The organism is Candidatus Pelagibacter bacterium nBUS_27 (genome assembly GCF_051200985.1).
Lineage (GTDB): Bacteria > Pseudomonadota > Alphaproteobacteria > Pelagibacterales > Pelagibacteraceae > Pelagibacter.
This window is the reverse complement of sequence record NZ_CP172845.1, coordinates 401,378-428,074: the sequence shown is the minus strand read 5'-3', so window position 1 is coordinate 428,074 and position 26,697 is coordinate 401,378. Positions and strand designations below refer to the sequence as shown.

The 26,697-nt window shown below is 31.2% G+C and carries 24 protein-coding genes and 1 tRNA gene; 12 read left to right on the top strand and 13 right to left on the bottom strand.

From position 1 onward, the window contains the following. Window positions 1-26 precede the first annotated feature (26 nt). The 3 genes from ACIJYG_RS02270 to ACIJYG_RS02260 are packed head-to-tail and all read right to left on the bottom strand — an operon-like array spanning window position 27 to window position 2,614. Window positions 27-878, bottom strand: a complete 852-nt coding sequence (locus tag ACIJYG_RS02270) for a transporter substrate-binding domain-containing protein (protein ID WP_435086788.1) — start codon at window positions 876-878, stop codon at window positions 27-29. Between the two features lie 59 nt (window positions 879-937). Next, a complete protein-coding gene (gene speD / locus ACIJYG_RS02265; RefSeq protein WP_435098085.1) occupies window positions 938-1,978 on the bottom strand; it encodes an adenosylmethionine decarboxylase in 1,041 nt (346 codons plus the stop codon). A gap of 3 nt (window positions 1,979-1,981) precedes the next feature. Next, the gene (locus tag ACIJYG_RS02260; RefSeq protein WP_435098082.1) at window positions 1,982-2,614 is read right to left on the bottom strand and encodes a class II aldolase/adducin family protein; all 633 of its coding nucleotides are present in this window, start codon (window positions 2,612-2,614) and stop codon (window positions 1,982-1,984) included. A 53-nt stretch (window positions 2,615-2,667) separates the two neighbouring features. Between ACIJYG_RS02260 and ACIJYG_RS02255 the strand changes: the two genes are divergently transcribed. Together ACIJYG_RS02255 and ACIJYG_RS02250 are read left to right on the top strand one after the other, a co-directional pair. Then, window positions 2,668-4,029: a TrpB-like pyridoxal phosphate-dependent enzyme gene (locus tag ACIJYG_RS02255; protein WP_435098079.1), complete on the top strand. Its 1,362-nt coding sequence runs from the start codon at window positions 2,668-2,670 to the stop codon at window positions 4,027-4,029. A gap of 9 nt (window positions 4,030-4,038) precedes the next feature. After that, entirely contained in the window at window positions 4,039-5,142 is a 1,104-nt protein-coding gene (locus ACIJYG_RS02250) for a DUF1015 family protein (protein ID WP_435098076.1), read from the top strand. Here ACIJYG_RS02250 and mtnA read toward each other — a convergent pair. Then, a complete protein-coding gene (mtnA, locus tag ACIJYG_RS02245; RefSeq protein WP_435098073.1) occupies window positions 5,132-6,205 on the bottom strand; it encodes an S-methyl-5-thioribose-1-phosphate isomerase in 1,074 nt (357 codons plus the stop codon). The two genes, ACIJYG_RS02250 and mtnA, sit on opposite strands and share 11 nt — an antisense overlap. Beyond that, on the bottom strand, window positions 6,202-7,074 hold the full coding sequence (locus tag ACIJYG_RS02240; RefSeq protein ID WP_435098052.1) for an S-methyl-5'-thioadenosine phosphorylase: 873 nt from the start codon (window positions 7,072-7,074) through the stop codon (window positions 6,202-6,204). Before ACIJYG_RS02240 ends, mtnA begins: the two co-directional genes overlap by 4 nt. Before the next feature lie 41 nt (window positions 7,075-7,115). Between ACIJYG_RS02240 and ACIJYG_RS02235 the strand changes: the two genes are divergently transcribed. Next, the gene (locus ACIJYG_RS02235) at window positions 7,116-7,643 is read left to right on the top strand and encodes an adenine phosphoribosyltransferase (RefSeq protein WP_435098046.1); all 528 of its coding nucleotides are present in this window, start codon (window positions 7,116-7,118) and stop codon (window positions 7,641-7,643) included. Between the two features lies 1 nt (window position 7,644). Here ACIJYG_RS02235 and ACIJYG_RS02230 read toward each other — a convergent pair. The 5 genes from ACIJYG_RS02230 to ACIJYG_RS02210 all read right to left on the bottom strand — a co-directional run bounded on the left by ACIJYG_RS02230 (window position 7,645) and on the right by ACIJYG_RS02210 (window position 13,061). Next, window positions 7,645-7,721 (bottom strand) — tRNA-Met (locus tag ACIJYG_RS02230). A gap of 68 nt (window positions 7,722-7,789) precedes the next feature. Then, window positions 7,790-7,999 (bottom strand): hypothetical protein, encoded by a 210-nt coding sequence (locus ACIJYG_RS02225; protein ID WP_435098043.1) that lies wholly within the window; start codon window positions 7,997-7,999, stop codon window positions 7,790-7,792. A gap of 112 nt (window positions 8,000-8,111) precedes the next feature. Continuing rightward, window positions 8,112-10,556 (bottom strand): GcvT family protein, encoded by a 2,445-nt coding sequence (locus ACIJYG_RS02220; protein ID WP_435098040.1) that lies wholly within the window; start codon window positions 10,554-10,556, stop codon window positions 8,112-8,114. A gap of 4 nt (window positions 10,557-10,560) precedes the next feature. Further along, the gene (ald, locus tag ACIJYG_RS02215) at window positions 10,561-11,679 is read right to left on the bottom strand and encodes an alanine dehydrogenase (protein ID WP_435098037.1); all 1,119 of its coding nucleotides are present in this window, start codon (window positions 11,677-11,679) and stop codon (window positions 10,561-10,563) included. 35 nt (window positions 11,680-11,714) lie between these two features. Continuing rightward, window positions 11,715-13,061, bottom strand: coding sequence for an aspartate aminotransferase family protein (locus ACIJYG_RS02210; protein WP_435088847.1), 1,347 nt, complete (start codon window positions 13,059-13,061; stop codon window positions 11,715-11,717). A gap of 200 nt (window positions 13,062-13,261) precedes the next feature. Between ACIJYG_RS02210 and ACIJYG_RS02205 the strand changes: the two genes are divergently transcribed. The 4 genes from ACIJYG_RS02205 to ACIJYG_RS02190 all read left to right on the top strand — a co-directional run bounded on the left by ACIJYG_RS02205 (window position 13,262) and on the right by ACIJYG_RS02190 (window position 18,008). Next, the gene (locus ACIJYG_RS02205; RefSeq protein ID WP_435098034.1) at window positions 13,262-14,203 is read left to right on the top strand and encodes an ABC transporter substrate-binding protein; all 942 of its coding nucleotides are present in this window, start codon (window positions 13,262-13,264) and stop codon (window positions 14,201-14,203) included. A gap of 88 nt (window positions 14,204-14,291) precedes the next feature. Continuing rightward, entirely contained in the window at window positions 14,292-15,089 is a 798-nt protein-coding gene (locus ACIJYG_RS02200; RefSeq protein ID WP_435098031.1) for an ATP-binding cassette domain-containing protein, read from the top strand. Between the two features lies 1 nt (window position 15,090). After that, complete coding sequence (locus ACIJYG_RS02195) at window positions 15,091-17,001, top strand: ABC transporter permease (RefSeq protein ID WP_435098028.1); 1,911 nt, start codon at window positions 15,091-15,093, stop codon at window positions 16,999-17,001. 2 nt (window positions 17,002-17,003) lie between these two features. After that, a complete protein-coding gene (locus ACIJYG_RS02190) occupies window positions 17,004-18,008 on the top strand; it encodes an Ldh family oxidoreductase (protein WP_435098025.1) in 1,005 nt (334 codons plus the stop codon). A 53-nt stretch (window positions 18,009-18,061) separates the two neighbouring features. Here the strand turns inward: ACIJYG_RS02190 and ACIJYG_RS02185 are convergent, their stop codons facing one another. Further along, window positions 18,062-18,187 (bottom strand): hypothetical protein, encoded by a 126-nt coding sequence (locus ACIJYG_RS02185; protein WP_435098022.1) that lies wholly within the window; start codon window positions 18,185-18,187, stop codon window positions 18,062-18,064. Window positions 18,188-18,289: 102 nt separating this feature from the next. Here ACIJYG_RS02185 and ACIJYG_RS02180 point away from each other — a divergent pair, with 102 nt between their 5' ends. Next, the gene (locus ACIJYG_RS02180) at window positions 18,290-19,255 is read left to right on the top strand and encodes a MarR family transcriptional regulator (RefSeq protein WP_435098019.1); all 966 of its coding nucleotides are present in this window, start codon (window positions 18,290-18,292) and stop codon (window positions 19,253-19,255) included. Here the strand turns inward: ACIJYG_RS02180 and ACIJYG_RS02175 are convergent. Further along, window positions 19,248-20,093, bottom strand: a complete 846-nt coding sequence (locus ACIJYG_RS02175; protein ID WP_435098016.1) for a bile acid:sodium symporter family protein — start codon at window positions 20,091-20,093, stop codon at window positions 19,248-19,250. The genes ACIJYG_RS02180 and ACIJYG_RS02175 overlap by 8 nt on opposite strands. A gap of 144 nt (window positions 20,094-20,237) precedes the next feature. On the opposite strand from ACIJYG_RS02175, the gene ACIJYG_RS02170 reads away from it, so the two are divergent. Genes ACIJYG_RS02170 through ACIJYG_RS02160 form a run of 3 tightly spaced genes read left to right on the top strand, consistent with a single transcriptional unit; the run spans window position 20,238 to window position 24,541 of the window. After that, window positions 20,238-21,275, top strand: a complete 1,038-nt coding sequence (locus tag ACIJYG_RS02170; RefSeq protein WP_435088839.1) for an ABC transporter substrate-binding protein — start codon at window positions 20,238-20,240, stop codon at window positions 21,273-21,275. 12 nt (window positions 21,276-21,287) lie between these two features. Then, on the top strand, window positions 21,288-23,486 hold the full coding sequence (locus ACIJYG_RS02165) for an ABC transporter permease (protein ID WP_435098013.1): 2,199 nt from the start codon (window positions 21,288-21,290) through the stop codon (window positions 23,484-23,486). Further along, window positions 23,486-24,541 (top strand): ABC transporter ATP-binding protein, encoded by a 1,056-nt coding sequence (locus ACIJYG_RS02160; protein WP_435098010.1) that lies wholly within the window; start codon window positions 23,486-23,488, stop codon window positions 24,539-24,541. Before ACIJYG_RS02165 ends, ACIJYG_RS02160 begins: the two co-directional genes overlap by 1 nt. On the opposite strand, the gene ACIJYG_RS02155 is transcribed toward ACIJYG_RS02160, so the two are convergent. Further along, window positions 24,531-25,712, bottom strand: coding sequence for an epoxide hydrolase family protein (locus tag ACIJYG_RS02155; RefSeq protein ID WP_435098007.1), 1,182 nt, complete (start codon window positions 25,710-25,712; stop codon window positions 24,531-24,533). The genes ACIJYG_RS02160 and ACIJYG_RS02155 overlap by 11 nt on opposite strands. A 71-nt stretch (window positions 25,713-25,783) precedes the next feature. Between ACIJYG_RS02155 and ACIJYG_RS02150 the strand changes: the two genes are divergently transcribed. After that, on the top strand, window positions 25,784-26,695 hold the full coding sequence (locus ACIJYG_RS02150) for a bifunctional enoyl-CoA hydratase/phosphate acetyltransferase (RefSeq protein ID WP_435098004.1): 912 nt from the start codon (window positions 25,784-25,786) through the stop codon (window positions 26,693-26,695). The last annotated feature ends 2 nt before the right edge of the window (window positions 26,696-26,697 follow it).

Sequence of the window (26,697 nt, the reverse complement as noted above, 5' to 3'; positions counted from 1 at the left end):
ATTATAGTCGCCAAATCTGAAATTAATTACATAGAAGCATCGAAACCAAAGTGCTTAATAGCAAGTCTGCTAATGATTCCTTGTTTTCTAGCTTTATCAATTGCTTTGTTGAAGTCTTTTAGAAGTTTAGCGTCTCTTTTTCCAATCGCATCATCTCCACCTTGTCTAACACCAACACCAACACCATTACCAAATGCACCACCTGAAAAAGTTGGTCCAACTAATACAACTGGTTTTCCTGATTTGTCAGCATAGTCTGTAAATGCAACAGCTGCAGCTAATGCAACATCACATCTTCCAGATGTTAAATCTAGATTTACTTCATCTTGAGTTTTGTAAGTTCTAACATTAACACTTCCTACATCACCTGACTCTAAAAAGTTTTGGTGAATAGTTCCTGTTTGAGTACATACAGTTTTTCCAGCAAGTGCACCTGTTAAAGTTTTAAGAGCTTTTTTAACAGCAGATCCACCTAAAGTTAAATTAACACCCTCGGGAGTATCAACACCTTCTAGACTAGAACCTTTCATAACTGCAAGCGAAGCTACTTCATCAGCATAACCTTGAGAAAAAGTGATTGTTTTTTGTCTTTCAGCAGTAATTGACATACCTGCCATAATTGCATCGAACTTTCTCATCAATAAGGCCGGTATCATTCCATCCCAGTCTTGTTCAACGATAGTACACTCATGTTTCATGATTGCACAAAGTTCGTTTGCTAACTCAACCTCAAAACCAATAAGATTGCCTGATGCATCTTTTGAGTTCCATGGTGGGTAAGCACCTTCAGTTCCAATTTTTATCTTGTCAGCGTAAACATTTCCGATAACTAATAAAGAAGCAAGAACTGTTAAAATAGTTTTTTTGAATATATTCATTATTTTCTCCTTTAATTTGGAGGAAGTATTTCACAATTTTAAAAATTAAAAAAGAAAAATTAATGGTTTATTGATGAAGAGAAGTTCCAAGAACAATCAAAACTAGGTATATAAACTCTAGATAATTTAGTATTTCCAAAATGATGGTTAAATACATTTAGCCAGTTATCAACTTGCTTAGGTTTTTTATCTTGACTGCCCACCTGAGCGGTAATCACACCTTTTGGTTTTAATATTCTGATCATTGAGTCCATATTTTTAGCAGCAAGATCTATACAAAATTGATCATCATTAAGATCAACGAAAATGTGATCATAGGTATCATCTTCAACTGATGTTATGCTTTTAAATGCATCGCCCCACACACATTTCACTGAATTTTTTTCTGTAGCTTTGTTGCCTATATCTCCAAGATGTTTGTTACAAACGTCCACAACTTCCGGATCAAGCTCAAACCAGTCTATAAAATTAAAATTTTTAGAAATGCACTCTCTTGCAACACCACCATCACCACCTCCAATGATTGCAGCTCTTTCGTTGTTTTTATTTAAATGAAGACCAGCACCTACAAAAGTTGAGCTGTATAAATGCTCATCAGTTGCAGCGACTTGTATTTCTCCATCAATAAATAATGATTTACCAAATTGTTCTAATTCTAAAATTTCAATATGTTGACCGACTTTTGATTTAAAATCTTCAAGAACATCGTTTACTACATATGATTTTTGTAATCCTGGCGAACTATAAATGTCATGATAAAGAGATTTTGTATCTCTATTAAATTCTTTTTTAACAATTCTTTTATGAGCAAATTCTTTTTTTATTATATCAATTGCAACTGATGGGTTAACTTTTCCACAAGTAAAAAAATCAAAACTAATTATTCCTTTTTCGGGAAATGTATGAAAACTGATATGGCTTTCTGCTAATAATGCTAAAATTGTAAAACCTTGAGGCTCAAATTTATATTTAGAAATATTAAGAATTGTTACATCAGCTGCTTTTGCAATATCATTAATAACTTTTTCAAACAAAGAAGGATCGTATTCTTTGGTAGTTCCAATAATGTCTAGAGTTATATGCTCTCCAACTTTAGTCATTAATTATCCTCTCTTATAATTTTTTGCTTTGGATAATACTTTTTTCATTTCTTTTATCGAAAGAATTTTAGGCCTACCCAATTTTAAGCTCGTTATATACTGAAGCGATATATTTTCAACCTCTTCAGCTAGCTCAAAAGCTTTTGGTAAATTTTTTTCGAATGCAATCTGACCGTGATTGCTGATTAAGCAAGCTTTTCTGCCCTTTAAAGCTTTTAAAATATTTTTAGATAATTCTCTTGTCCCATAAGTTGCATATTTTGCACATTTAATATCGTGACCTCCTGCCATAGCAACCATGTAATGAAAAGATGGAATGCTTTTCTTGTGAGTAGCAACAGCCGTTGCATTAATTGAATGAGCGTGAACTACAGCTTTAGCCTCTTTTTTATTTAGATAAATATCTTGATGGAATTTCCATTCTGAAGAAGGAATTCCTTTTTTTTTATCAAAATTTCCTTTAAGTGAAACAAAAACTATATCACTACCTTTTAATGATGAATACTTTTTTCCAGAGGGAGTGATTAAGAAACCATCATTGTATCTTACTGATATATTGCCAGATCTAAGAGCAGATAGCTTTCTGCTGTTAAGCATTTTGGAATATTTGATTATTTCAGCCTTAATTTTCTTCATTAAAAAAAACTTGATTTTAACTTAATTTAAGATCAGACTACATAAAGAAAAAAATGACTGATACAATTAAATATTTTCTTGAAGAAAGTAAAATGCCAAAGACTTGGTATAATATAGCTGCAGATCTTCCAAAACCCTTGGATCCAGTTTTACATCCTGGCACTTTAAAACCAATAGGACCAGATGATTTAGCACCGTTATTTCCAATGGCTCTAATCGGGCAAGAAGTTTCTCAAGAAAGAGAAATTGAAATTCCTGAGCCGGTAAGAGATATTTATAAACAATGGAGACCTTCTCCACTTTACAGAGCAAGAAGATTAGAAAAACATTTAGATACTCCTGCAAGAATCTATTACAAATATGAAGGAGTAAGCCCGTCAGGAAGTCACAAACCAAATACAGCGGTTGCACAAGCTTTTTACAATAAAGAAGAAGGTACAAAAAAAATAACTACTGAAACAGGTGCAGGACAGTGGGGAACCTCACTTGCTTTTGCATGTAAGTTATTTGGAATAGAGTTAGATGTTTATATGGTTAAAGTAAGTTTTGAGCAAAAACCATATAGAAAATTAGTAATGCAAACATATGGAGCAAGATGTGTTGCAAGTCCATCAGAAGAAACTGATAGTGGAAAAGCTATATTAGCGAAATTTCCAGATAGCTCTGGTAGTTTAGGAATAGCTATTTCAGAAGCTGTTGAAATGGCAGCAAAAAATCCTGATACAAAATATGCGCTTGGCAGTGTGTTAAATCATGTGTTGATGCATCAAACTATCGTTGGAAATGAAACATTACTTCAAATGGAAATGGCTGATGACTATCCTGATATTTTAGTTGGATGTACAGGTGGTGGTAGCAACTTTGCAGGATTAGTTTTTCCATTTTTAGGTAAAAATTTTAGAGAAGGAACAAAAACAAGAGTAATTGCATGTGAACCAAAATCATGTCCTTCACTTACAAAAGGTAAATTTGTTTATGACTTTGGTGATACAGGAAGATTAACACCACTAATGAAAACACATACTTTAGGATCACAGTTTATTCCACCAGCAACACACTCTGGAGGATTAAGATACCACGCTATGGCACCAATGGTTAGCCATCTTAAAGAGCTTAATGCAATAGAAGCAAAAGCATATGGTCAAAAAGAATGTTTTGAAGCAGGCGTTAACTTTGCAAGAACAGAAGGAATAGTTCCTGCTCCTGAAGCTACTCATGCAGTCAAAGGTGCAATTGATGCAGCATTAGAGTGCAAAAAGAATGGTGAATCTAAATCAATACTATTTAATCTTTGTGGGCATGGTCACTTTGATATGAAGGCTTACGGTGATTTCTTCGAAGGAAACTTAGCTGAAGATAAATTTGACCAAGCAAGTGTTGATAAAGCTTTAGAAGAATTGCCAAAAATTGCTTAATTTAAAAAATTGAGTCTCATAAAACCATTTAGCGGAATAAGACCTAAAAAAAGGTTTGCAAAAGAAGTTACTTCTCCAAACGTTAGTTATATTGATAATTATAAACCAAATAAAAAATTAAACTTTCTAAATTTATTAAATACTTCCAAAATCAATAAATCAAAAAAAATTCTTAAAAGTCTTAAAGATAAAGGCATTATTCAGCAAGATACATCAAATCATTTCTATTTATATAGAATTACATACAATAATAAGAAGTTACTTGGGATAGTTGGAAAAATAAATCTAGATAATTATGATGACAAAAAAATATTAGGTCATGAAGAAACTTTTGTTGAAAGAATTAAAAAAAGAAAAGAGCAATTATTAAAATTCAATAGTCAAATAAGCCCTATTTATACTACATACAAGAGTACTCCAAATTCGTTAAAAAAATTAAAGAATATTTTTAGATTTAAATCAGATTATAATTTTAAATCTAAAGATAAATGTAGGCATGAACTTTGGGTTGTTAATAAATTAAATAAAGTAAGATTACTTAAAAATTATCTAAAAAATATAAAAAAGATATATATATGTGATGGACATCATCGAATTCAAGCAATGTTAAAAAGTAAAAAAAAAATTGCTCCTATGATAATTGCTTTTCCAGATAACCAAGTAAACATATTGGATTATAATAGAGTTGTAAAAACTAACCTAAAATTTGAAAAAATTAAGGAAATAATTTCAAAACACTTTTCTTTAAAAATATCTAAAATGAATAAGAAACTTAAAAATAACCAAATTGAAATGTATGCAAATAAAAAATGGTATACAATTAAGCCTTTAAAACAATCAAAAGAATTAGATGTAACAATATTAAGAAAATTAATATTAGATAAAATCCTGAAAAATAAAAAAAATATTGATTTCGTATCAGGATTTAAAGGTAAAAAAGCCTTGGAAAATTTTGTAAATTCTAAAAAGTATAATTTAGCATTTAGATTATATCCTACAAATATTTCACAAGTTTTATCCTTTGCAAAAAAGAAAAAATATATGCCACAAAAGTCTACGTGGTTTCACCCAAAACCACTTGATGGATTAATTTCTTCCAGAATTATTTCTTAAATAATTCTTTTAGACCATTAGATGATGCTTCGGAAATACCTTTTTCTGTTATCAAACCTGTTACATACTTTGCTGGAGTAACATCAAAGGCAAGATTCATTGCTTTACTTTTTTTAGGGTAAATTAAAACTTTTTTGATCTCATTATTTTCATCCACTCCCTCAACATGAGACAGCTCTTCTGAATTTCTTTCTTCAATTGGGATATTTTTACCTTCTTTAATTTCCCAATCGATAGTTGAACTTGGTAATGCTACATAAAAAGGCACATTATTATCATGAGCTGCTAATGCTTTTAGATAAGTTCCAATTTTATTACAAACATCTCCATTAGATAAAGTTCTATCAGTCCCTACAATACACATATCCACCTCACCTCTTTGCATTAAAATTCCACCTGTATTGTCAGCAATTATAGTATTTGGTATTTCTTCCTCATTTAATTCATAAGAAGTTAAATTTGCACCTTGGTTTCTTGGTCTAGTTTCGTCTACCCATACATGAACTGGAATGCCTTTTTTATGTGCGTGATATATGGGGGAAGTAGCTGTTCCCCAATTAATAGTTGCTAACCATCCAGCATTACAATGAGTCAAAATATTAACTGTATCTTTCTTCCTATTATAAATTTCCTCAATTATTTTTAATCCATTGATACCTATATTTTCACAAAACTTTTCATCTTCATCACATATTTCTTTAGCTTCATTTAAAGCAACATCTAAGGTTTTATCATTATTAATATCTGATAATTTTTTCATCATACGATCTACTGCCCATTTCAAATTAATTGCTGTAGGTCTTGAATGAATTAGTTGTTCTGCACTTTTGTTTATAAATTCTGGATTATTATTTTCCTGGATTGCTAAAACTATTCCATAGGCAGCAGTTCCACCAATTAAAGGTGCACCTCTCACCTCCATAATTTTAATCGCATTTATTGCATCTTTGACTGATTTGAGATCTTTAATTATAAATTTATGTGGAAGCTTTGTTTGGTCAATTATCTTTACTACACCACTGTCAAACCAAATTGTTCTATACTCTTTTCCCTCTATTCTCATTTAGATAAAACTCTACCAGCTACAGATTTAAGTTTATCAACCGTCTTTTGAGTTCTTTTTTCTGGAACTGTAATTATTGCAACATCTAAGCAATTATTTGTTGGATCTTTTGGATCAATATAATTCTCAAAATTATCAATTAAATTTTTAATCATCACCTTAGCTTTTTCAGCATTGCCTAAAAGAACTTTAATAACTTGCTTAACATCGACATTTTCATGGTCAGGATGCCAGCAATCAAAATCAGTCACCATTGAAACAGATGCGTATCTAATTTCAGCCTCTCTAGCGAGTTTTGCTTCAGGCATATTAGTCATACCAATAACATCTGCTTTCCATGATCTGTATAAATTTGACTCAGCAAGTGTTGAAAATTGAGGCCCTTCCATCACAACATAAGTTCCATTTCTTTGATAATCTATGTTTGATTTTTTTATAGCTTCTTCACAAGCATTCATCAATCCGTTTGATGTTGGGTGAGCCATTGAAACATGTGCAACAATCTCATCATCAAAAAAAGTTTTAGTTCTTGCAAAAGTTCCATCAATAAATTGATCTACAATAACAAATTTACCTGGTGGTAGATCTTCTTTAAGTGACCCTACTGCAGAAACAGAGACAATATCTGATACCCCTAATTGTTTAAGTGCATCAATATTTGCTCTAAAATTAATATTAGATGGAGAAATAAAATGTCCTCTTCCATGTCTTGGTAAAAAATAAACTTCTTTATTATTGTACTTTGTTTTTAAGATTTTATCTGATGGTTTTCCCCAAGGAGTATTTAAATCAAGTAATTCTCTGTCTTTAAACTCTTCAACATCATAAAGACCACTTCCACCAATTATTGCTAATTTATTAGTTGTCATAGATAAAAATTTAATTATTTATACTTTTATAATTAACTATTATGAATTTAAAAGATTATATTAGATCTATCCCAGATTACCCTAAAAAAGGTATTTTGTTTAGAGATATCACTACATTAATTAAAGATGAAAATGCTTTTGCAGAAACTATTAATCAAATTGTTGAAAGATCTAAAAAATATAATTTTACAAAAATTGCAGCAATAGAGTCGCGTGGCTTTGTCTTTGCCTCTGCAGTTTCATATATTTTAAAAAAACCATTCATAATGCTAAGAAAAAAAAATAAATTACCTGCCGATGTTCATTCAATTGATTTTGAGCTTGAATATGGAACAGCTACAATTGAAGTTCACAAAGATTCTTTAGATGAAAATGATAGTGTTCTAATTATTGATGATTTAATTGCAACTGGTGGCACTGCTGAAGCGGCTGCTAAACTTGTAGAAATTTCGAAAAGTAAAGTTGCAGCTTTTGTATTTGTAATTAACTTATTTGATTTAGGTGGATCTGATAATTTAGTGAAAAATAATTATAAAGTTGAAAATTTAATTGATTTTCCAGGACATTAAATGGTAGCGGGAAGTGGGATCGAACCACTGACCTCAGGCTTATGAGTCCTGCGCTCTAACCAACTGAGCTACCCCGCCATTATTTATTGATGACTTATAATATAAATCTTTATTGTTTCAATAACCTTTTTAGGTCAGATTTTTTGCTAAATAACAAAATAAACAGTTAAAGAACTAATTAGAGCAGCTAAAAAAAATGTAAAAACAATTCTTTTTTTAAAAGTTCTTTTCTTATCTAATCTAACCCTATTAAGTAAAATATTAACGTTGGTTGTTTTAAAGTTATTTTTTTTTAGATCATTATTTGAAGCAATATCAGAATTTAATAAAGTTATTTCTTGATCGTCTTTTTTCACAACACCATTTAAACAGCAATTAGTTATAAATTCAAACTAATTTAAAATCCGCTTTCTTGCACAATTTAAGCTATAATCTTCCAATAATCATGAATTTAAATAAGGATTGAATCTAAATTGATTTATAATTTGATTGTTTTAAAGGTTTAAATAATACTTGAGCTAAATATTTTTGTTTTTCTATTTCAATATATATTTTCTTATCTTTTAATTCATCGTTAGTAAGCTCAGTGTTAATATAACCAAAAGACATGTTTTTATTGTAATTAAATGAATAATTTCCTGATGTAGTTTTTCCAATGATTTTATTATCTATATAAATTGGCTCTTCATGATGCAACAGTGGAAAACCAGGTTTATTTTCTTTTAAAATAAACATTGTAAATCTTCTGTCTATTTTATTTGATTTAATTTTTTCTAAAGCTTTTTTACCAATAAAATCAAAAGGTTTTTTATAACTAATTGCGAAATTAAGCCCTGCTTGATACTGATTTTCTTCTGGTGAAATATCATGTCCCCAATGTAAAAAACCACTTTCCATCCTCATGGTATCCATCGCATGAGCACCACAATGAGATAATCTGAATTGTTTTCCTATACTTATAATTAGATTATAAATTTCTTTTGCATCTTTGATTGGAACATAAAGCTCATAACCAAGTTCACCAACATAAGATAGTCTTTGAGCCCAAACATTTATCGATTTTATAGTAATATTTTTACCATATCCAAATTTAAAATTTTCATTTGACAAATCATCTTCACAAATTTTTAATAATAATTCTCTACTTTTTGGTCCAAATACACCTAAACAAACTAGGTCATCTGTAATATCTTTAAATTCAACATCTGAAGATAAATGTTTTAAAATATGGGCTTTATCATGTGTTCTAACAGCTGCAGAACTTATTATTCTAAAATGATTTTTGTCTATGCAAACAACCGTTAGATCTGTTTCAATTCCCGCTCCTTCATTAAGCATATGAGTATAAGTGCATTTTCCAATTTCATCTTTAATATTTGCAGTACATAATCTTTGTAATTCTTCATATGCCTTTTCACCATTAATTTCATATTTTGAGAAAGGAGAAAGCTCAAACAATCCTACATTTTCAATTGTATTTTTACACTCATGCTCAACTGATGGATACCAATTTTGATAATTAAAACTATATTTGTAATCTGGTTTAGCATCATCTAACGCATACCACATTGGTCTTTCATACTCACCTGATTGACCAAAACATGCCCCCATTTTTTTTAACTCTTCATGGTATGGAAGTAATCTTTGATCTCTTGAGGTCTTGTGTTGTTTATATGGCCAATGCATATCATACAAATCTCCCAAAGTTTCTGTAACTCTATTCATTATAAATTTTTTAGAAGAATGAAATTTTTGAAATCTTTTAATATCTAATGAATACAAATCTTCATTCATATAACCATTAATCATCCATTCTGCTGTAACTCGCCCCGCTCCACCAGAACTTGCAATACCAATACTATTAAAACCACAACACGTATAAAGATTGTTAACTTCTGCCGTTTCTCCTAATAAATATTGAGTATCGGGTGTAAACGACTCTGGCCCTGAAAAAAATTTTCTAACACCGGCTGTTTCTAACATTGGTAATCTTTTAAAAGATTTTTCTAAATAGGGTTCAAAATGATCAAAATCATCTGGAAACTCTCCAAAAGAAAAATCATTAGGGACTATTCCCTTTTCTTTAAATGCATTCTTTGCGCCTGGTTCAAAAATACCGACGAGCATTTTTCCTGCATCTTCTTTTAAATAAAGACAATCATTATAATCTCTAAGAACTGGTAGATCTTTTGGCAGATCTTTCATTGGTTCAGTTATTATATAAAAATGCTCATTTGGATATAAAGGAACGCTTACACCGATATCCTCTCCAATTTGTCTAGACCACATCCCAGTTGCAAGCACTACATACTCACAATCTATTTTACCCTCTTTAGTTTCAACACCAGTAATTCTATTGTTTTTTACTAATATTTTAGTCACTGGTGATTTTTCAAATATCTTAGCCCCTTCCATTTTTGCAGCCTTAGCCAACACATTTGTAACTCCTACCGGATCTGCCTGACCATCTTTAGGCATATAAACACCACCCAAAATATCTTGATCATTAATTACAGGATATAAATCTTTAACTTTTTGTTTATCTAAAACTTCAACATTTACGTCAAAAAGTTGAGCGGAAGTTGCTTGTCTTAATAATTCTTGAAGTCTTTCTTTTGAACTAGCAACAGTTATTGCTCCATTTTGTTTAAGCCCTGTTGAAAGTTCAGTTTTTTTTTCAAGTTCTTTATAAAGATTAAGTGAATATTTTCTAAGTTTTGTAATTGTAGCAGTTGCACCTAATTGCCCAACCAATCCAGCAGCATGCCAAGTAGTTCCTGATGTTAGTTGATCTCTTTCAAGAAGAACTGTGTCTTTCCAACCAAATTTTGCTAAATGATAAGCAACCGAACATCCAGCAACACCTCCACCAATTACAACAACTTTTGTGCTGCTTGGTAAAGCTTTTTCCATTTAATTAGATTTTAATAGCCTCATCTGGCGCAACATAATCATGTCCAAAAACATCTGCTACCGCTTTATATGTTACATGACCTTTGTGAACATTTAATCCAGCCAAAAAGTTTTTATCTTCACCTAAAGCTTTTTGATACCCTTTATTAGCAAGTTTAACTAAAAAAGGTAGAGTTGCATTGTTTAGTGCTAGTGTTGAAGTTCTTGGAACTCCTCCTGGCATATTAGCTACACAATAATGAACAACATCATCAACAATATAAGTAGGCTCTCCGTGAGTAGTTGGTTTACTTGTTTCAACACATCCACCTTGATCAATTGCAACATCTACAATAACTGATCCACGTTTCATTAATTTAATCATGTCTCTAGTAACTAATTTAGGAGCTTCAGCACCTGGAATTAAAACACCACCTACTAAAAGATCAGCTTCTGAAACTAATTTATTTAAATCAATTTTATCACTTTGCTCTGGAATTATTTTATCCCCAAACATTTCAACGAGTTGTTTTAATCTTGCTTCAGATTTATCAACAATATGAACTTGGGCTTGCATGCCAGTTGCAATAACTGCTGCATTTTCACCTACAACTCCACCACCCAAAATAACAACTTTGCCAGGAGCAACTCCTGGTGCTCCACCTAATAGAAGACCTCTTCCTTTTTGATTTTTCTCTAAACAATGAGCTCCTGCTTGAACAGACATTCTACCTGCAACTGCACTCATTGGCGCTAGCAAAGGTAATCTTCCATTGTCATCTGTTACAGTTTCATATGCAATGTTAATACTTTTAGATTTAATTAATCCTTCAGTTAATTCTTTTGCAGCAGCAAGATGAAGATAAGTATATACAATTTGATTTTCTCTAATCATATCTACTTCGACTTTTTGCGGCTCTTTAACTTTAACTATAATTTCAGCATCATTGAAAATGTCAGCAGCTGAGTTAGCAATTTTAGCTCCTACACTTGTGTATTGTTCATTTTCAAAGCCAGCTTCAAAACCACCGTTATTTTCCACTATTACTTCGTGACCTTCAGATATCAAAGTTTTTACACTTTCTGGAGTTAATCCAATTCTATGCTCTTGTGGCTTGATTTCCTTAGGTACACCTATTTTCATAACGCTACTTTCTTTAATTAAATGTATTAATTTAATTAGTTTTTTTGGTTTTTTTGATAGTTAGTGATACCTGTTCTCAGTTTATCAATAATTTCATCAATATGTTTTTCTTCACAAATAAATTGTGGAGCAATAATTAAACAGTCACCTGTTGCTTTAAAGTTTACTCCTGCTTCATAACAGGCTTTAAAACATTCAAAACCAGCTTTACCTGGTTTAGTATTTAATTTCATATCAATTCCACCCATCATTCCATAACCTCTGATATTATCTACCGACTCTAGATCCTGAAGAGAAAATAAACCTTTTTGGAAGTATGGAGCTAAGTTTTTAGCTCTGTTAAAAATATCATCTTTTTCAAAAATATCTTGAACAGCTAAAGCTGCAGCGACTGCAACTGGGATTCCTGAATAAGTGTATCCATGAAATAATTCAACTGCACCTGTTGGTGAGGCATCCATTACAGCGTCATAAATGCTATCGTTGCACGCAACTACGCCCATAGGCACAACTCCATTCGTTGTAGCTTTTGCCATTGTCATAATATCAGGTGTTACACCAAACTCATGTGCACCAAACTTGGAGCCTGTTCTACCCCAACCTGTAATTACTTCATCAAAAATTAAAAGTATTCCATGCTTGTCACAAATCTCTCTAAGTTTTTGTAAATATCCTTTTGGCGGTACTAATGTTCCTGTTGATCCAGCAATAGGCTCAACAATACAAGCAGCGATATTTTCACCACCAAAGTTTTGACAAATAGTTTCTAAGTCATTTGCTAAATAGTCACCTGTTTCCGGTTGACCACTTACAAATTTATGTTCTGGTAAATGAGTGTGTCTAATGTGTTGAACACCTGGCATTAAAATACTTGCAAATGTTTTAACATTATTTACCATTCCACCAACTGAAACACAGCCAATGTTCATTCCATGGTAACCACGTTCTCTTCCAACAAATCTAAATCTTTGCGCATTCCCTTTAGCTCTATGGTAAGCAACAGCAATTTTAATAGCTGTTTCAACTGCGGTTGACCCACAAATTGTAAAAAACATTTTATTTAAATCGCCTGGAGTGTGTTTTGAAATTCTTGATGCTAATTCAAAAGAACCACCAAAACCTTGTTGAAAAGGTTGAGCATAATCTAAAGTTTCTAATTGTTTTGTAACGGCTTCTGTAATTTCTTTTCTTCCATGACCTAATGGGTTACAAAATAATCCTGAGCTTGCATCGATTTGTGTTTTGCCGTGATGTGTTTTTAAATAAACCCCTTTAGCTTCAGTAATCAATCTTGGATTTGCTTTAAAATCTTTATTAGATGTAAAAGGCATCCAATGTTCATTCAATGAATTTGGTACTGAAGTTCTATTTTCTGAGCTCATAAATTTTCTCTCTTTAATATTAAATTTTATTTTAGTAATTCTAAATCTAGGGCCTCTATAGACAAAAATAAATAGAAATAAATATAATAATTTGACACAACCAAGGATTGTACTGTGCTATTTTTTTGTTTTACATCACTCTCAATATCAAATTAAATAGCACTAATTTATATATAAATTAACTAACGGAGATAAACAAAATGAGAAAAATAATTAGTTTTATTCTTGGATCTATCGTTGCTCTTAACCTTTCTATTTCAGTTGCAAACTCAGCTGCCAAAGAAGTAAGAGTTGCATTCTTTCTAGAATGGCCAACGCCAAACCAAGAAGATAAAGTAAAAGGTATTTATGAAAAAGCTCTAGGTGTTCCAGTTAAATGGACTAACTTTTCAAATGGTGGTGCAATGACTGATGCTATGTTAGCAGGAGATATTGATATTTCTTACTCTCAAGGTTTAGTACCTTTTATTAATGCTGTTAAATCTAAAGCGCCTTTAAAACTTGTAGACATTGCTATGGAATACGGAATGGGTGGAACAACTTGTGTTACATCTAATGCTTCTGGAATTACAAAAGCAAATGGTTCTGAGTTAGAAGGTAAAAAAGTTGCTGTTCCACTAGGAACAATGGCTGAATACGTTTTTGACGAAAGTATGAAAGTTGTTGGAGCTGACAGATCTAAAATGGATGTTATTCAAATGGACCCAGAAGAAGGTGCTGCTGCATTAGTAAGTGGTGACGTTGTTATGGCTTGTCTATTTGGTGGTAACTCTATCAAAGCTGCAACTGCAGTTGGATCAAGACTTTTAACAGTTCAAGAAGCTAGAGATGCTGGTATCTTAGGTATTGATATTACTTCTGTAACTGACAAATTCATGAAAGAAAATCCAGGAATGTTAAGAACTTTCATCGAAGTAACTCACGAAGCAAACGCTAGATACGCATCTGGTAAATCAGATATGGGTGTTATAGCAAAAGATGCTGAAATGAAACTTGGTGATATGAAAGAAACAATCGGTGGATTTAAATTTCTTTCACCTGCTGAAACTGAAAAGTCTATGACTTCTGGAAATCTTGCTGGTTTCTTAAAAGGAATGAGCACTCCAGACGGAGCAGTTGATACAAGCTTTTTACCTCTTTAATCTTAGAGCGTAAAATAAATTTAGATAGGCACCAATTAGAAATAGTTGGTGCCTATTTTTTTAAAATAATCTAATATAAAGTATTCTTATGAGTGATTTGGTTTCTCAAAATCTAAACATGATTTTTAAAACTCCTAAAGGAGAAACAGTTCACGCATTAAAAGATGTAAATTTTACTTTAAAAAAAGGAGAGCTTTTAACAGTTCTTGGTCCCTCTGGATGTGGGAAAACAACTTTACTAAATATTACAGCTGGATTTTTAAGACCTACCTCAGGTCAAATTACATTGGGTGATAATGAAATTAATGGACCCGGTGTTGAAAGAGGAATGGTATTTCAACAAGGTGCTTTATTTGAATGGTTAACTGTTGCTGAAAATGTAAATTTTGGATTAAGAATGAAAAAAGTAAATCCAATTGAAACAGCAAAAAAAGTTGAAGAATGGTTAGAAATTGTTGGTCTTCAAGGATTTGGTAACACCCCTACCTATCAGTTATCTGGTGGTATGCAACAAAGGGTTGCTCTTGCAAGATGCTTGATCAATGATCCAGATTTAATTTTAATGGATGAGCCTCTTGGAGCACTAGATGCACTTACTAGAGAAAAAATGCAGTCTTTAGTTTTAAAAATTTGGAAGGAAACAGGAAAAACAATTATATTAATCACTCACTCAGTTGAAGAAGCATTACTATTAGGTGAAAGACTTTATGTAATGGCACCAAGACCTGGACGTATACATAAAGAGTACAATCTTCCATTTGCTTCTATGGGATTAAAAGAAGATTTAAGAGATATTAAAAATCTTAAAGATTTTACAAGTAAAAGAGAAGAAATCTTAACCATGATATGGAACATGGAAGAAGAAATAATGGGTAAGGATACATAGAATGTTTACTCAAATTATCACCTTTGTAATTATTGTGGCAATTATTGGCTGTATTATGTATGGCCGAAAACTTATTAGAACTGAAAAGGTAGATGCTGTTTTTGGAAATCCAGAAAGAGCCAAAGGTGGCACTCATTGGATTATTGTTGGAAGTAGTGTTATTTTATTAACATGGCTTTATTATTCATGGGATATAGCAAAATCATTTTATCCTCAGTCAGCTAATGAATTATGTCAGGTTGGTAAAGTAAACGACTCTTTATTATCACTAAAATATTTATTCCCGATTGAAGAAAGAGAATTCAAAAGTACGTCTATTATTAAAGCAGAGAATAAAAATATAGTTAAGTTAAAAAATGAAATTCAAAATTCGAAAGAAATTAACGAACAACACAGATCAGTTTTAATAGGATTAATTGATAAGACCAAGTCAACCATTCCATTACTAACTAATGAAAATTTATTAGATGGTCAAACCAAAGCTAAAATTAATGAACTTGCAATTAAAATTGATCAATTATCTTTAGAGTTTCAAAAAAAAGATTACCCTTATGAAACAACAGAACAAAGAAATAAAAGATTAATTGATGCTCAGGCTGAAGGTGGCTGGGGAGCATCAGGAACAGCTGTTGAGAATAAAGTTGAAGTTCCAACTATCCCAAAAACAGATAAAGGTTTAAAATTTGATGCAGCTGCTCAAGAACTTAAAGTCATTAGCGACGCATTCTTTAAATTAAGAAATCATAACTTCCAATACAAATCTGTTATGAAGGAAATTAAAGATGATGTTAAAGCATTTAGAAAAGCAGCAAGCGATAGTGAGGAAGTGGCCTCAACATTAGCTAAAGATATACTTAAAATTGCTAGACGAATTGAGTACGCAAGTATTTTTCCACCAACAACTTTAAATAAATTACAAAAATCAATTCTTACATTTGATGAAGTTCAAAAAAATGAACAAGGCTCTTTAAGATTGGTTGATGTTATTTTGTTTCCGGCAGGTACAATTGTATCAAGTGGTCCAAATTGTTCAGAACAAGGCTCAGGTCGATGGCTTCCAAAACCCTCTGATACTTTAGATAAGTTTATTCTTTTATCAAAACCTAGTGTTGGATTCAAAAATATTCCACTACTTTGGTTTGAGATGATGGACGTTAGTAAAATAGTTGGTTTTATTTTACCTGATTGGATTGCAGACATTATGCCTGGTAAATACCCTGTGCATAATGAATTTGGTGTCGTTAAACCTAACTTTAAAAGTAAAGTTTTAAGTGTTGTAACTGGTGAATTTAGTTTATTTAAAATACCTATTCCTATGGGTCACATATGGGATTCTTTTTTAAGAGTATTACTAGGTTTGGTAATAGGAATTATCCTAGGGGTGCCTCTTGGATTATTTATGGGTTTAAATAGATTTGCCAAAGGTTTCTTTGATCCATTAATTGAATTATATAGACCGGTTCCACCACTTGCATGGGCTCCACTAATTATTTCTGTTTTAGGTATTGATAACGTTGGAAAAGTATTTTTACTTTTCATGGTTTCTTTCTCTATCATGATTATATCAGCTAGAGCTGGGGCATCTGGAACTCAATTATCAAAAATTCATGCTTCACACTCATTAGGTGCTTCTAAATGGCAAATACTTAGATATGTAATATTTCCAAATTCATTACCAGAAATATTAACTGGAGTTAGAGTTGCAATTGGTATGTGTTGGGGAACCTTAGTTGCAGCTGAGTTTTTAGCAGGTACTACTGGTATTGGTTTTGTTGAAAACGTTGCTAAAAAATACTTCCAATACGAAGTTATTTGGATCACTATTTTTGTTATGGGAATGTTAGGTTTATTATTTGATGTAACTTTAAGAAAACTTATAGATAAATATATTCCATGGCGTGGTAAAGGGTAATAGTGAAAACCCCAATTCTTAAAAAAGAAATCACAAAAATCTTTCAAAAATTTGGTCTAAAAAAAGATCATGCTTTAATTTCTGCTAATGCATTAATTAATGCAGAATTAGTTGGAGCTTATGGTCATGGTTTATCAAGACTTAAAATGTACTGCGATCGTATTTCAAAAAAAGTAATAAATCCAAAACCTAAAATTAAAATAAAGAAAATTTCTCAGTCTGTTTCACATATAGATGCAAACAATAGTATTGGTTTTGTTGCAGCAGATCTTGGAATTAAGACAGCAATTAAACATGCTCAAAAAACTGGAATTGGAATGGTGGCTGTAAAGAATAGTGGTCATTATGGATTATCTGGTTACTACGCGGAACAAGCTGTTAAGAAAAATTTAATCGCAATGATATATACAAATGCTCCCCCTGCTGTCGCTCCCCATGGTGCTTTAAAATCTTTATTTGGAACAAACCCAGTTTGTTTTGGAACTCCTACTGGTTCTAAAATTCCTTTTATATTAGACACATCAATCTCAGTTATAAATAGAGGTAAAATTAGAGTGGCTGCAAGAAACAATCAAAAAATTCCAGAGGGTGTTGCTCTAGATAAATCAGGCAACCCAACAACTGATGCAAAAAAAGCTTTAGCAGGTGTTCAGCTTCCAATCGCAGGATTTAGAGGATCTGGACTTGCTTGGATGGTAGATATTTTGAGTGGAGTTTTAACTGGTGGTAATCATGCAGGAAGAGTTAAAGATCCTTTTGACGATTTCTCTGGTCCACAAAACATTGGTCATTTGTTTATAACTTTTAAAGCAAATTTGTTTCAAAAAAATTACAACCAAAGAATTAAAGACAATATTAAAACAATTAAAAAACTTCCAAAAATTAAAGGTATTAAAGAAATAATGTATCCAGGACAAAATAAGTTTAATCGATATAAACAAAATCTTAAAAAAGAAATCTCAATACCAGATATAATAAAAAAAGATTTAGAAATTTTAATTAGCTAAAATCGATAAGACGCCTATCGATAAACATATAGTTGAAAAGATTATTGTTCTTTTTAATCTATCTTTTTTTTTTGAACAATTATTCTTTGCTTTAGAACATCAACGTTAACTCTAGTGTTAATTACCGGAGAGGGGTCTATAGTAACAGCAGATGTTCTATTTAAGCTTTCTGTACTCATTGATGACAATTAATCATGTGTAAATAAATTTAGATATAGTACCGTTGTCCAAAATGGGTTGACTCATACAATCATATTGTCCAAAATGGGTCTTATAAATATATGAAGCAATTACCCAGTATATCCAATCAAATTGATGAAGATAAAATCTTTAAAATTATCAATAAAAATTTTAGTAAAATAGCACCCTATTGGTTTAAATTAATTTCTAGTTGGCTTATTCGTTCATACAATGTTTTTCAAGACATCGATAAATTCATAATTTTAATCTATTTCATTAATAAAGATTTAATATTCTTTAGAAAAAATGGATTAGTGATTGATTACGATACATTTTATAAAGATAAATCAATAGAAATTCCAAAAATAAATATAACTGATATCTCAAGTGATCTTCATATACCTAAAGAAAGTGTAAGACGTAAACTTCAAGAATTAGAGAAATCAGGAGTAATTAAAAAAACTGGAAAAAAGATTTTTGTAGATAGATCTGCCTTTACCACTGCAAAAGCAGAACAAACTTTAAATGAATTAAGTGTCTTACTTAATAAGTTTAATGAAATATTAGTAAAGGAAAAGATAACTAATAATATATTTGATACTAGTGAAATTACAGCGTCACTTAAAAATAATTTTTCTTTTTGTTGGTATCAATTTTATAAATTACTATTTATTTTTACCAATCGTTGGAGGAATAATGTTGCTGATTTAGAAACTTTAGCTATTGGGCTTGTAGTTCTATTAAATACAGTAGGTAATAAAAGTTTTAAAGTAAAAGATTTAAATAGAAAAAGTTGGACAATGTTAGCTCAAGGAGCTGATGATGTCGGAGTTAATACTATGTCATTATCAGATATAACAGGTATTCCTAGACCTACAGTTGCTAGAAAGATAAAAAGATTAATTGAAGATGATTTTTTACATATTAATGAAAAAAAACTTATTACAATGAACGTGACAGGTTTAACGTTAAAAAAATATATTACTTTGCAAAATAAAAATATGAAAAATTTAAGTAACTTTTTGTATAGAATTATTAACCAGATTAAGATTACAAATACTAATTAGATTTCTTTAAAATATAAATAAAGATAAAACCAGTTATATACATAGTAAGTGCATAAGCTGCTGTTGGTATCATATAAGCAATATCATCAAACATTAATGTTGCAACAAACACTGCTAAAGTTCCATTTTGTAAACCGCACTCTAATGCAATACATTTTTGTTGAGCTATTCCTGATACAAATTTTTTAGCTATAAAATATGCTATCAACATCATCGTAACATTTAAAATTAAAACAGCTAAACCTGCTTGAGCAAGATAATTAAGAATATTATCTTTTTCTTCAATCCAAATTGCAGCAAAAACAATTATAAATAACCAGCCAGTTAATTTATTAATAATATTAATTTTAGATGAAATAAAGTTTTCAGCAAAACCTCTAATAATCATTCCAATAATAACTGGTACTGTTACAACTAATGCCATCTTTAATGCAATGCCTGTCATTGAAATATTTTTTGAAACAACTACTCCTAAAAATTCAGCTGAGTTAATGACAACAAATGGAACTGATATAATGCTAATTAAACTTACAACTGCAGTTAAAGAAATTGATAATGCTACATCTCCATTTGCAAATTTAGTTAATACATTTGAAGTAACTCCTCCTGGTGCTGCAGCAATAATCATTAAACCAACAGCTAATGGAGCTGAAAGATCTAATGCTAAAGCTACACCTAAGGCAACTATTGGTAAAACTACTAATTGAGAAAAAAAACCAACAAAAAAATCCTTTGGAGTTTTTAATACTCTTGTAAAATCTTTAACTGAAAGACCAAGACCTAGTCCTAACATAATTAATGCTAAACAAATTGGTGCAATCTTAGTTACAATTTCCATTAATAGTTTTTATATAGAAGTTCCTTTTATTAGCAAATTTAATTAAACCACAAATTGAAAATCTGTCATAACTTTGAAATAAATAGTGACAAACCTTATTAATTCATACTAAGTTTTAAAAATATTAACTAGAGAGAGGACATAATGAAAAATATAATGAAACTAGCTTCAATTGCTTTGGTTCTTTTATTTACTTTGTTCGGTCTAACAAACAAAGCTTCAGCTGCAAAACTTACTTTATATTGCAGTGTTGAAATAGATGTTTGTGAAATGCTGGAACAGGCTTATGAAAAAGAAACAGGCACTAAAGTTGCAATGACAAGAGCAAGTAGTGGTGAAACTTTTGCTAAGATTAAAGCAGAATCTTCAAATCCTAAAGGAGATGTTTGGTTTGGTGGAACAGGTGATCCACACCTAACAGCTGCTCAAGAAAATCTAACTGCAGAATATAAATCAAAACATTTTAATGATTTATTACCAGCAGCTCAAAACCAAGCTGTAAATGCAAACTATAAATCTGTTGGTATTTATGTTGGTGCATTAGGTTTTGGATATAACAAAGAACTTTTAGCAAAAAAAGGTTTACCAGCTCCTAAATCATGGATGGATTTAACTAAACCTATTTATAAAGGTGAAATCCAAATAGCTAATCCAAATTCATCTGGAACTGCTTACACAACTTTAGCTACAATTATTCAAATTTTTGGAGAAGATAAAGGTTGGGATTACATGAAGGCTCTTCATTTGAATGTGAACACATATACTAAATCTGGTTCTGCTCCAATTAAAGCAACTGGTAGAGGTGAAAACCTAATAGGTATTTGTTTCCAACATGACGGTGTTAAACAAACTAAAAAAGGTTTACCTGTAGTAACTGTTTCTCCTGAAGAAGGAACTGGTTATGAAGTTGGATCTATGAGTATTATTGCAGGTGCAAGAAATATGAAGGAAGCTAAAAAGTTTTATGACTGGGCTTTAAGTCCCCCGATTCAAACTATGGTTTTCACTTCAGGAAAATCTTTGCAGGTGCCATCTAATACTAAAGCACAAGCTGATCCTGATGCTCCAGATTTATCAACTATAAACTTAATTGATTATAACTTTAAAGTTTATGGAGATAAAAGTACTAGAGCGGGTCTGTTATCCAAATGGGATAACGATGTATCTGTAATTCCTAGATAATATTAGGAATTAATGAGAGGACTCGTTATCTGTTGGATACTCATAGGAGGATTGGGTTTCCTGATCTTTCCTTGGTATGTAACAGGTGACGGGTTTTTCTCTATTAACTGGATTAAGGAATATTCTTTAGAAGATTATGGTTCAGTATTACCTCAAGTATTTATAAATAAAAAATATTGGCTTTTACCTTTAACTATTCCTTTATTTTTTCCTTTAACCACAATCAAATTAAACCAAAATAACCCTCTTTACTCAAAGATTTTTTTATATTCAGGATTAATTGGTTTTTTTTATTTTTTTCTACAAGGGTTTTCAATTGGTATTAGAGGATGGAATTTTGAAATTTTTCAATCAATTTTTGGGGATGTAGAAAATCAGTTTGGAGTTGGATTGGGTGCAGTTTTAACTTGCTGTACATTTATATTCTATATTACTCATGGTCTTTCCTCACGTGGATGGCTAAATGGCGATAATTTTATTGTTGGTAGCATTGGAAGTATCATTATTTTAGTTTCTACTTTTGTATTCTTCCCAATTTTTAGGATGTTTACAGTTGCTTTTAAAGGAACAGAGGGAGGTTATGAAATTAGTAATTTCTCAGATAAAATATTTAATAAAGGTATTTGGGGTTTAGATTGTACTTATAGTGATTATGCTTGTGGAGTTTTTTGGAACACAGTTACTATGGGAACTCTTACTGCATTTTCATCAACCATTTTAGGATTAGCTTTCGCTCTTTTAATAGCAAGAACTAGTTTTAGATTTAAAAAAACAATAAGAATATTATCTGTTTTACCAATAATTACTCCACCATTTGTAATTGGTTTAGCAATAATTATTTTATTTGGAAGAACTGGTGTAGTTAGTACTTTTCTAGAGTGGGGATTTGATATTGAACCTTCTAGATGGATTTATGGTTTACCAGGAATATGGTTTGCACAAACACTAGCCTTCACCCCTATCGCATTTCTGATTTTAATTGGAGTTGTAGAAAGTGTTAGCCCTTCAATGGAAGAAGCTTCTCAAACATTAAGAGCTTCTAAATGGCAAGTTTTTAAAACTGTTACTTTACCATTAATGAGACCTGGGATTGCAAATGCATTTTTAATTGGCTTTATTGAAAGCTTAGCAGATTTTGGTAATCCATTAGTACTTGGAGCGGAGTATGATGTTTTGTCTACAGAAATATTTTTTGCAATTGTTGGTGCGCAATATGACGAAACAAAAGCAGCAATTTTAGCAATGATTTTATTATCTGTTGTTCTTGTAATATTTTATCTTCAAAATCAGTGGTTGGGTAAAAAATCTTATATTTCAATTTCTGGTAAAGGTGATAGCGGCGTGCATCCCGAACTTCCTCAAAAAACTAAATGGGTAATTTATTCAACCGTACTTCCCTGGGCGTTAATGACATTTATTATCTATGTGATGATTATGTTTGGAGGTTTTGTTGAAATGTGGGGCGTTGATCATAGTTTCACCTTAAAACATTATATTGAAGCATTTAGCGTTGACTGGGTTAAAGATAGAGGATTATTGTGGACTGGTACTGCTTGGAATTCTTTTAATACAACATTTACCATAGCAATAATTTCTGCCTTACCAACAGCTGCAATAGGAATTTTAACAGCCTATCTTCTCACAAGGCATAAATTTAAAGGTAAGAATGCTTTTGAATTTGGGACAATGTTAAGTTTTGCAATCCCTGGGAGTGTTATTGGAGTAAGCTATGTTTTTGCTTTTAATGTTCCGCCTCTTGAATTGACTGGAACAGGAATAATTCTAGTAATTGCTTTTGTATTCAGGAATATGCCGGTTGGAGTAAGGGCTGGAATAGCTGCAATGAATCAACTTGATCCTCATTTAGATGAAGCTTCATCAACTTTAAATGCATCTAGCTCTCAAACATTCAGAAATATAATTCTTCCATTACTTAAACCTGCAATTACTGCATCTTTAGTGTTTAGCTTTGTAAGAGCAATGACTGCTATTAGCGCTGTTATCTTTCTTGTAAGTGCAAATTATGACTTAGCCGTTTCATACATCTTAGGAAGATTAGAAAATAATGACTATGGTCTAGCGATAGTATATTCATCAGCATTAATAATTGTTATGTTGTTTACAATTTTACTTATGCAATTAATAATAGGCCAACGAAAATTAGGAAGAAGAGATCAATCTGCAGGAATTTTACAAGGAAACTTGGGATAATGAAAAAAGCTGAAGTAAAATTTGAAAATATTACAAAAAAATTTAATGAAACTGTGGCTGTAGATAATGTCAGCTGTAGTTTTGAAGCTGGAACTTTAACAACATTGCTTGGTCCATCAGGATGTGGAAAAACTACATCATTAAGAATAATTGCTGGATTAGAAAGAGCAACAGAAGGAAAAATATTAGTTGATAATGAAGATGTTACCCTGCTGCCAGCAACTGACAGAGATGTTTCAATGGTATTTCAATCTTATGCCTTATTCCCACACATGAGTGTTATAGAAAATGTTTCTTATGGGTTAAAAATGATCAATGTAAATAAAGAGGAATATATTGAAAAAGCTTTAGAAACTTTAAAACTAGTAAATCTAGAGGGATACGAAAAAAGAATGCCTTCTGAGTTGTCTGGAGGACAACAACAAAGAGTAGCAGTTGCAAGAGCAATTGTACTAAAACCTAAAGTATTATTATTTGATGAACCTCTTTCAAATTTAGATGCAAAACTAAGACGACAAGTTCGTGAAGATATAAGAGAAATTCAACAAAAACTTGGAGTAACAACAATTTATGTAACACATGATCAGGAAGAAGCTTTAGCAATATCAGATAAAGTTATAGTTATGAATAAAGCTGTAATTGCTCAAGAAGGAAGTCCAAAAGATCTTTATAACTTTCCAAAAAATAAATTTGTAGCTAATTTTATTGGTGATGCAAATGTAGTTAAAGCTGAAATAATAAACAAACAATCAAATATTTATGAATTAAAATTAGCAGAGATAAAAGTAAAAATTGAAAGCGATAATGATTTTAATAAAACTGTTTCTGTGGCCTTAAGACCTGAGAAAATTAAAATTGATAGAGTTGATAACAAGAATTGTATTCACGCAACGGTAAATAATGCTTCTTTTGTTGGTAGTAGCTACCAATATATTTTAAACTCTGAGATGGGTAAATTATACGTCATTGCTAATGAGACAAATGATGTATTTGAAGTTGGTGAAAAAGTATTTTTAAGTCTTAATGAAAAAGATATTCGAGTTCTTAAAGATTAGATTGCCCACCCCTCTCATCATAAGGATCATATCTTAAACTTCTTAAGAATTTTCTTATGTCATTAACAAGTAGATCTGGTTTTTCTAAAGCTGCAAAGTGACCACCAGCTGACATTTCAGTCCATTGTTTGATATTAAATATTCTCTCAACATAAGATCTTGGTGGCCATTCAGACATTTCAGCAGGAAATATTGCTGCAGCTGTTGGAATTTCTATTTTTTTAAAATTTTTTGGAAAAAATCTTCCACCCTCTTCTCTTCTTCCATAATAAATCCAAGTTGCTGTATCAAAGGTTTTGGTCAAAATATAAACCATGATATTTGCTAATAATTTATCTTTTGAATAGACACCTTCAATTTTGTTATCTTTTAAATCAGACCAAGCATGCATTTTTTCAATTATCCATGCAGCTACTCCGACTGGACTATCCATCATTCCGTAACTTAAAGTTTGGGGCTTTGTTGCTTGTTGTGTCCTATATCCATCTTGCATAATTTGATCTTTATCAAATCTTATTTGCCAATCTTTTTCTTCAACAGACTGAGGACCATCTGGGTGACGCATAGTAAGACAATTTATATGAATTGCTTTACAAAAATTTGAATGATCATAACCAATCCAGTTTGCAATAGTTGCTCCCCAATCACCTCCTTGGGCTATGTAATTTTTATATTCAAGATTTTCCGTCATGAGTTTGTTAAACATTCCTGCCATTTTTCTTGGGCCAAGTGGTTTTGAAGGTTTGCTTGAAAAACCAAAGCCAGGTAATGAAGGAACGATTACGTCAAAAGAGTTTTTTTTATCTCCTCCAAACTTTTCAGGATGAGCAAGTTTTTCGATAATATCTAAAAATTCAACAACAGATCCTGGCCATCCATGCATTAACAATAATGGCGCAGAATTTGAGCTACTTCCTTTTTCTTTAATAAAATGAATTTCTTCTCCATCTACATTCGTAGTAAAGTTGGAAAATTTATTAAGTTCTAATTCGTGTTTGCCCCAATCAAAATCTTTAACCCAATAGTTACACAATTCTTTTAAATAACCTTTATTGGTTCCGTGATCCCAATTTTCTAAATTAGCTACAGAATCCCACGGATAGTCTTTTACTTTTTGATAAATCAAAGATATTTCTTTTTTAGTAAAATTAATGTTGAATTCTTTAATCATTTAATAAATTTAATATCTAAAATAATAAAATCTACTATATACATTATAAAATTTAATTATAATCATTGTTTATGCTTTCAAATAAAGAAATTATTTGTCCCAACAACTTGTTAGATGAAGCACATAAAAAAAAAGGTGTAAAAGTTGCTGTTGTTAATGCTGGTAAACCTTTACCCATGCTTTCTGTTCAAGATGCAGTAAATGAAAATTTAATTAAACCTATTTTTATAGGAGACAAAAAAGAAATTCTAAAATGTGCAGAGGATTTAAAATGGGATATTTCTCAGTATGAAATTATTGATGAACCTGTAGAAAATGCTACAGCAAAAATTGCAGCAAAACTTGCTAGCGAAGAAAAAGTAAAGATAATTGTTAAAGGTCATATTCACACAGATGTGTTAATGAAAGAAGTTTTAAAACGTGAATATAATTTGTTAGGAAAAACCCGATTAAGTCATATCTGGCACATGACTGTTGAAAAAGATGGCAAACCTTTAATCATTACAGACGGTGCTTTAAATGTTTTACCCAATGTTAAAACAAAAATGCATATTCTCAAAAATGTAATTAATTTTTCTAATAGAATAGGAATATCTAGGCCAAAAGTTGCTGTTTTATCAGCTACAGAAGAAGTTTTGGATAGTGTTCCAAGTTCTTTAGATGCTGCTGAATTAACAAAACTTGCAAAAGAAGAAAATTTAGAAGCTGATGTTTTTGGACCGTTAGCATTTGATAATAGTATTTCAAAAAAATCAGCTGCTATAAAAGGGATTAAAAATGTAGTAGCTGGAGAAGCTGATGTTTTGTTAGTTCCAAGTGTAGAAACTGGAAATGGTTTAGTGAAAATGATGATTTATTTTATGGGAGCTTGTGCTGCTGGAGTTGTAGTTGGTGGTAAAGTTCCAGTTGTAATTACAAGCAGATCTGATGAAGCTCAAGCAAGACTAGCTTCTATTGCAGCAGCAGTAGTTGCCTTAGATTAATT

Excerpts from the sequence above, each read along its gene's own strand:
- ACIJYG_RS02270 (WP_435086788.1), bottom strand. The coding sequence starts at position 878 with ATGAATATATTCAAAAAAACTATTTTAACAGTTCTTGCTTCTTTATTA.
- speD (WP_435098085.1), bottom strand. The coding sequence starts at position 1,978 with ATGACTAAAGTTGGAGAGCATATAACTCTAGACATTATTGGAACTACC.
- ACIJYG_RS02260 (WP_435098082.1), bottom strand. The coding sequence starts at position 2,614 with ATGAAGAAAATTAAGGCTGAAATAATCAAATATTCCAAAATGCTTAAC.
- ACIJYG_RS02255 (WP_435098079.1), top strand. The coding sequence starts at position 2,668 with ATGACTGATACAATTAAATATTTTCTTGAAGAAAGTAAAATGCCAAAG.
- mtnA (WP_435098073.1), bottom strand. The coding sequence starts at position 6,205 with ATGAGAATAGAGGGAAAAGAGTATAGAACAATTTGGTTTGACAGTGGT.
- ACIJYG_RS02240 (WP_435098052.1), bottom strand. The coding sequence starts at position 7,074 with ATGACAACTAATAAATTAGCAATAATTGGTGGAAGTGGTCTTTATGAT.
- ACIJYG_RS02235 (WP_435098046.1), top strand. The coding sequence starts at position 7,116 with ATGAATTTAAAAGATTATATTAGATCTATCCCAGATTACCCTAAAAAA.
- ACIJYG_RS02220 (WP_435098040.1), bottom strand. The coding sequence starts at position 10,556 with ATGGAAAAAGCTTTACCAAGCAGCACAAAAGTTGTTGTAATTGGTGGA.
- ald (WP_435098037.1), bottom strand. The coding sequence starts at position 11,679 with ATGAAAATAGGTGTACCTAAGGAAATCAAGCCACAAGAGCATAGAATT.
- ACIJYG_RS02210 (WP_435088847.1), bottom strand. The coding sequence starts at position 13,061 with ATGAGCTCAGAAAATAGAACTTCAGTACCAAATTCATTGAATGAACAT.
- ACIJYG_RS02205 (WP_435098034.1), top strand. The coding sequence starts at position 13,262 with ATGAGAAAAATAATTAGTTTTATTCTTGGATCTATCGTTGCTCTTAAC.
- ACIJYG_RS02200 (WP_435098031.1), top strand. The coding sequence starts at position 14,292 with ATGAGTGATTTGGTTTCTCAAAATCTAAACATGATTTTTAAAACTCCT.
- ACIJYG_RS02195 (WP_435098028.1), top strand. The coding sequence starts at position 15,091 with ATGTTTACTCAAATTATCACCTTTGTAATTATTGTGGCAATTATTGGC.
- ACIJYG_RS02185 (WP_435098022.1), bottom strand. The coding sequence starts at position 18,187 with ATGAGTACAGAAAGCTTAAATAGAACATCTGCTGTTACTATAGACCCC.
- ACIJYG_RS02180 (WP_435098019.1), top strand. The coding sequence starts at position 18,290 with ATGAAGCAATTACCCAGTATATCCAATCAAATTGATGAAGATAAAATC.
- ACIJYG_RS02175 (WP_435098016.1), bottom strand. The coding sequence starts at position 20,093 with ATGGAAATTGTAACTAAGATTGCACCAATTTGTTTAGCATTAATTATG.
- ACIJYG_RS02170 (WP_435088839.1), top strand. The coding sequence starts at position 20,238 with ATGAAAAATATAATGAAACTAGCTTCAATTGCTTTGGTTCTTTTATTT.
- ACIJYG_RS02165 (WP_435098013.1), top strand. The coding sequence starts at position 21,288 with ATGAGAGGACTCGTTATCTGTTGGATACTCATAGGAGGATTGGGTTTC.
- ACIJYG_RS02160 (WP_435098010.1), top strand. The coding sequence starts at position 23,486 with ATGAAAAAAGCTGAAGTAAAATTTGAAAATATTACAAAAAAATTTAAT.
- ACIJYG_RS02155 (WP_435098007.1), bottom strand. The coding sequence starts at position 25,712 with ATGATTAAAGAATTCAACATTAATTTTACTAAAAAAGAAATATCTTTG.
- ACIJYG_RS02150 (WP_435098004.1), top strand. The coding sequence starts at position 25,784 with ATGCTTTCAAATAAAGAAATTATTTGTCCCAACAACTTGTTAGATGAA.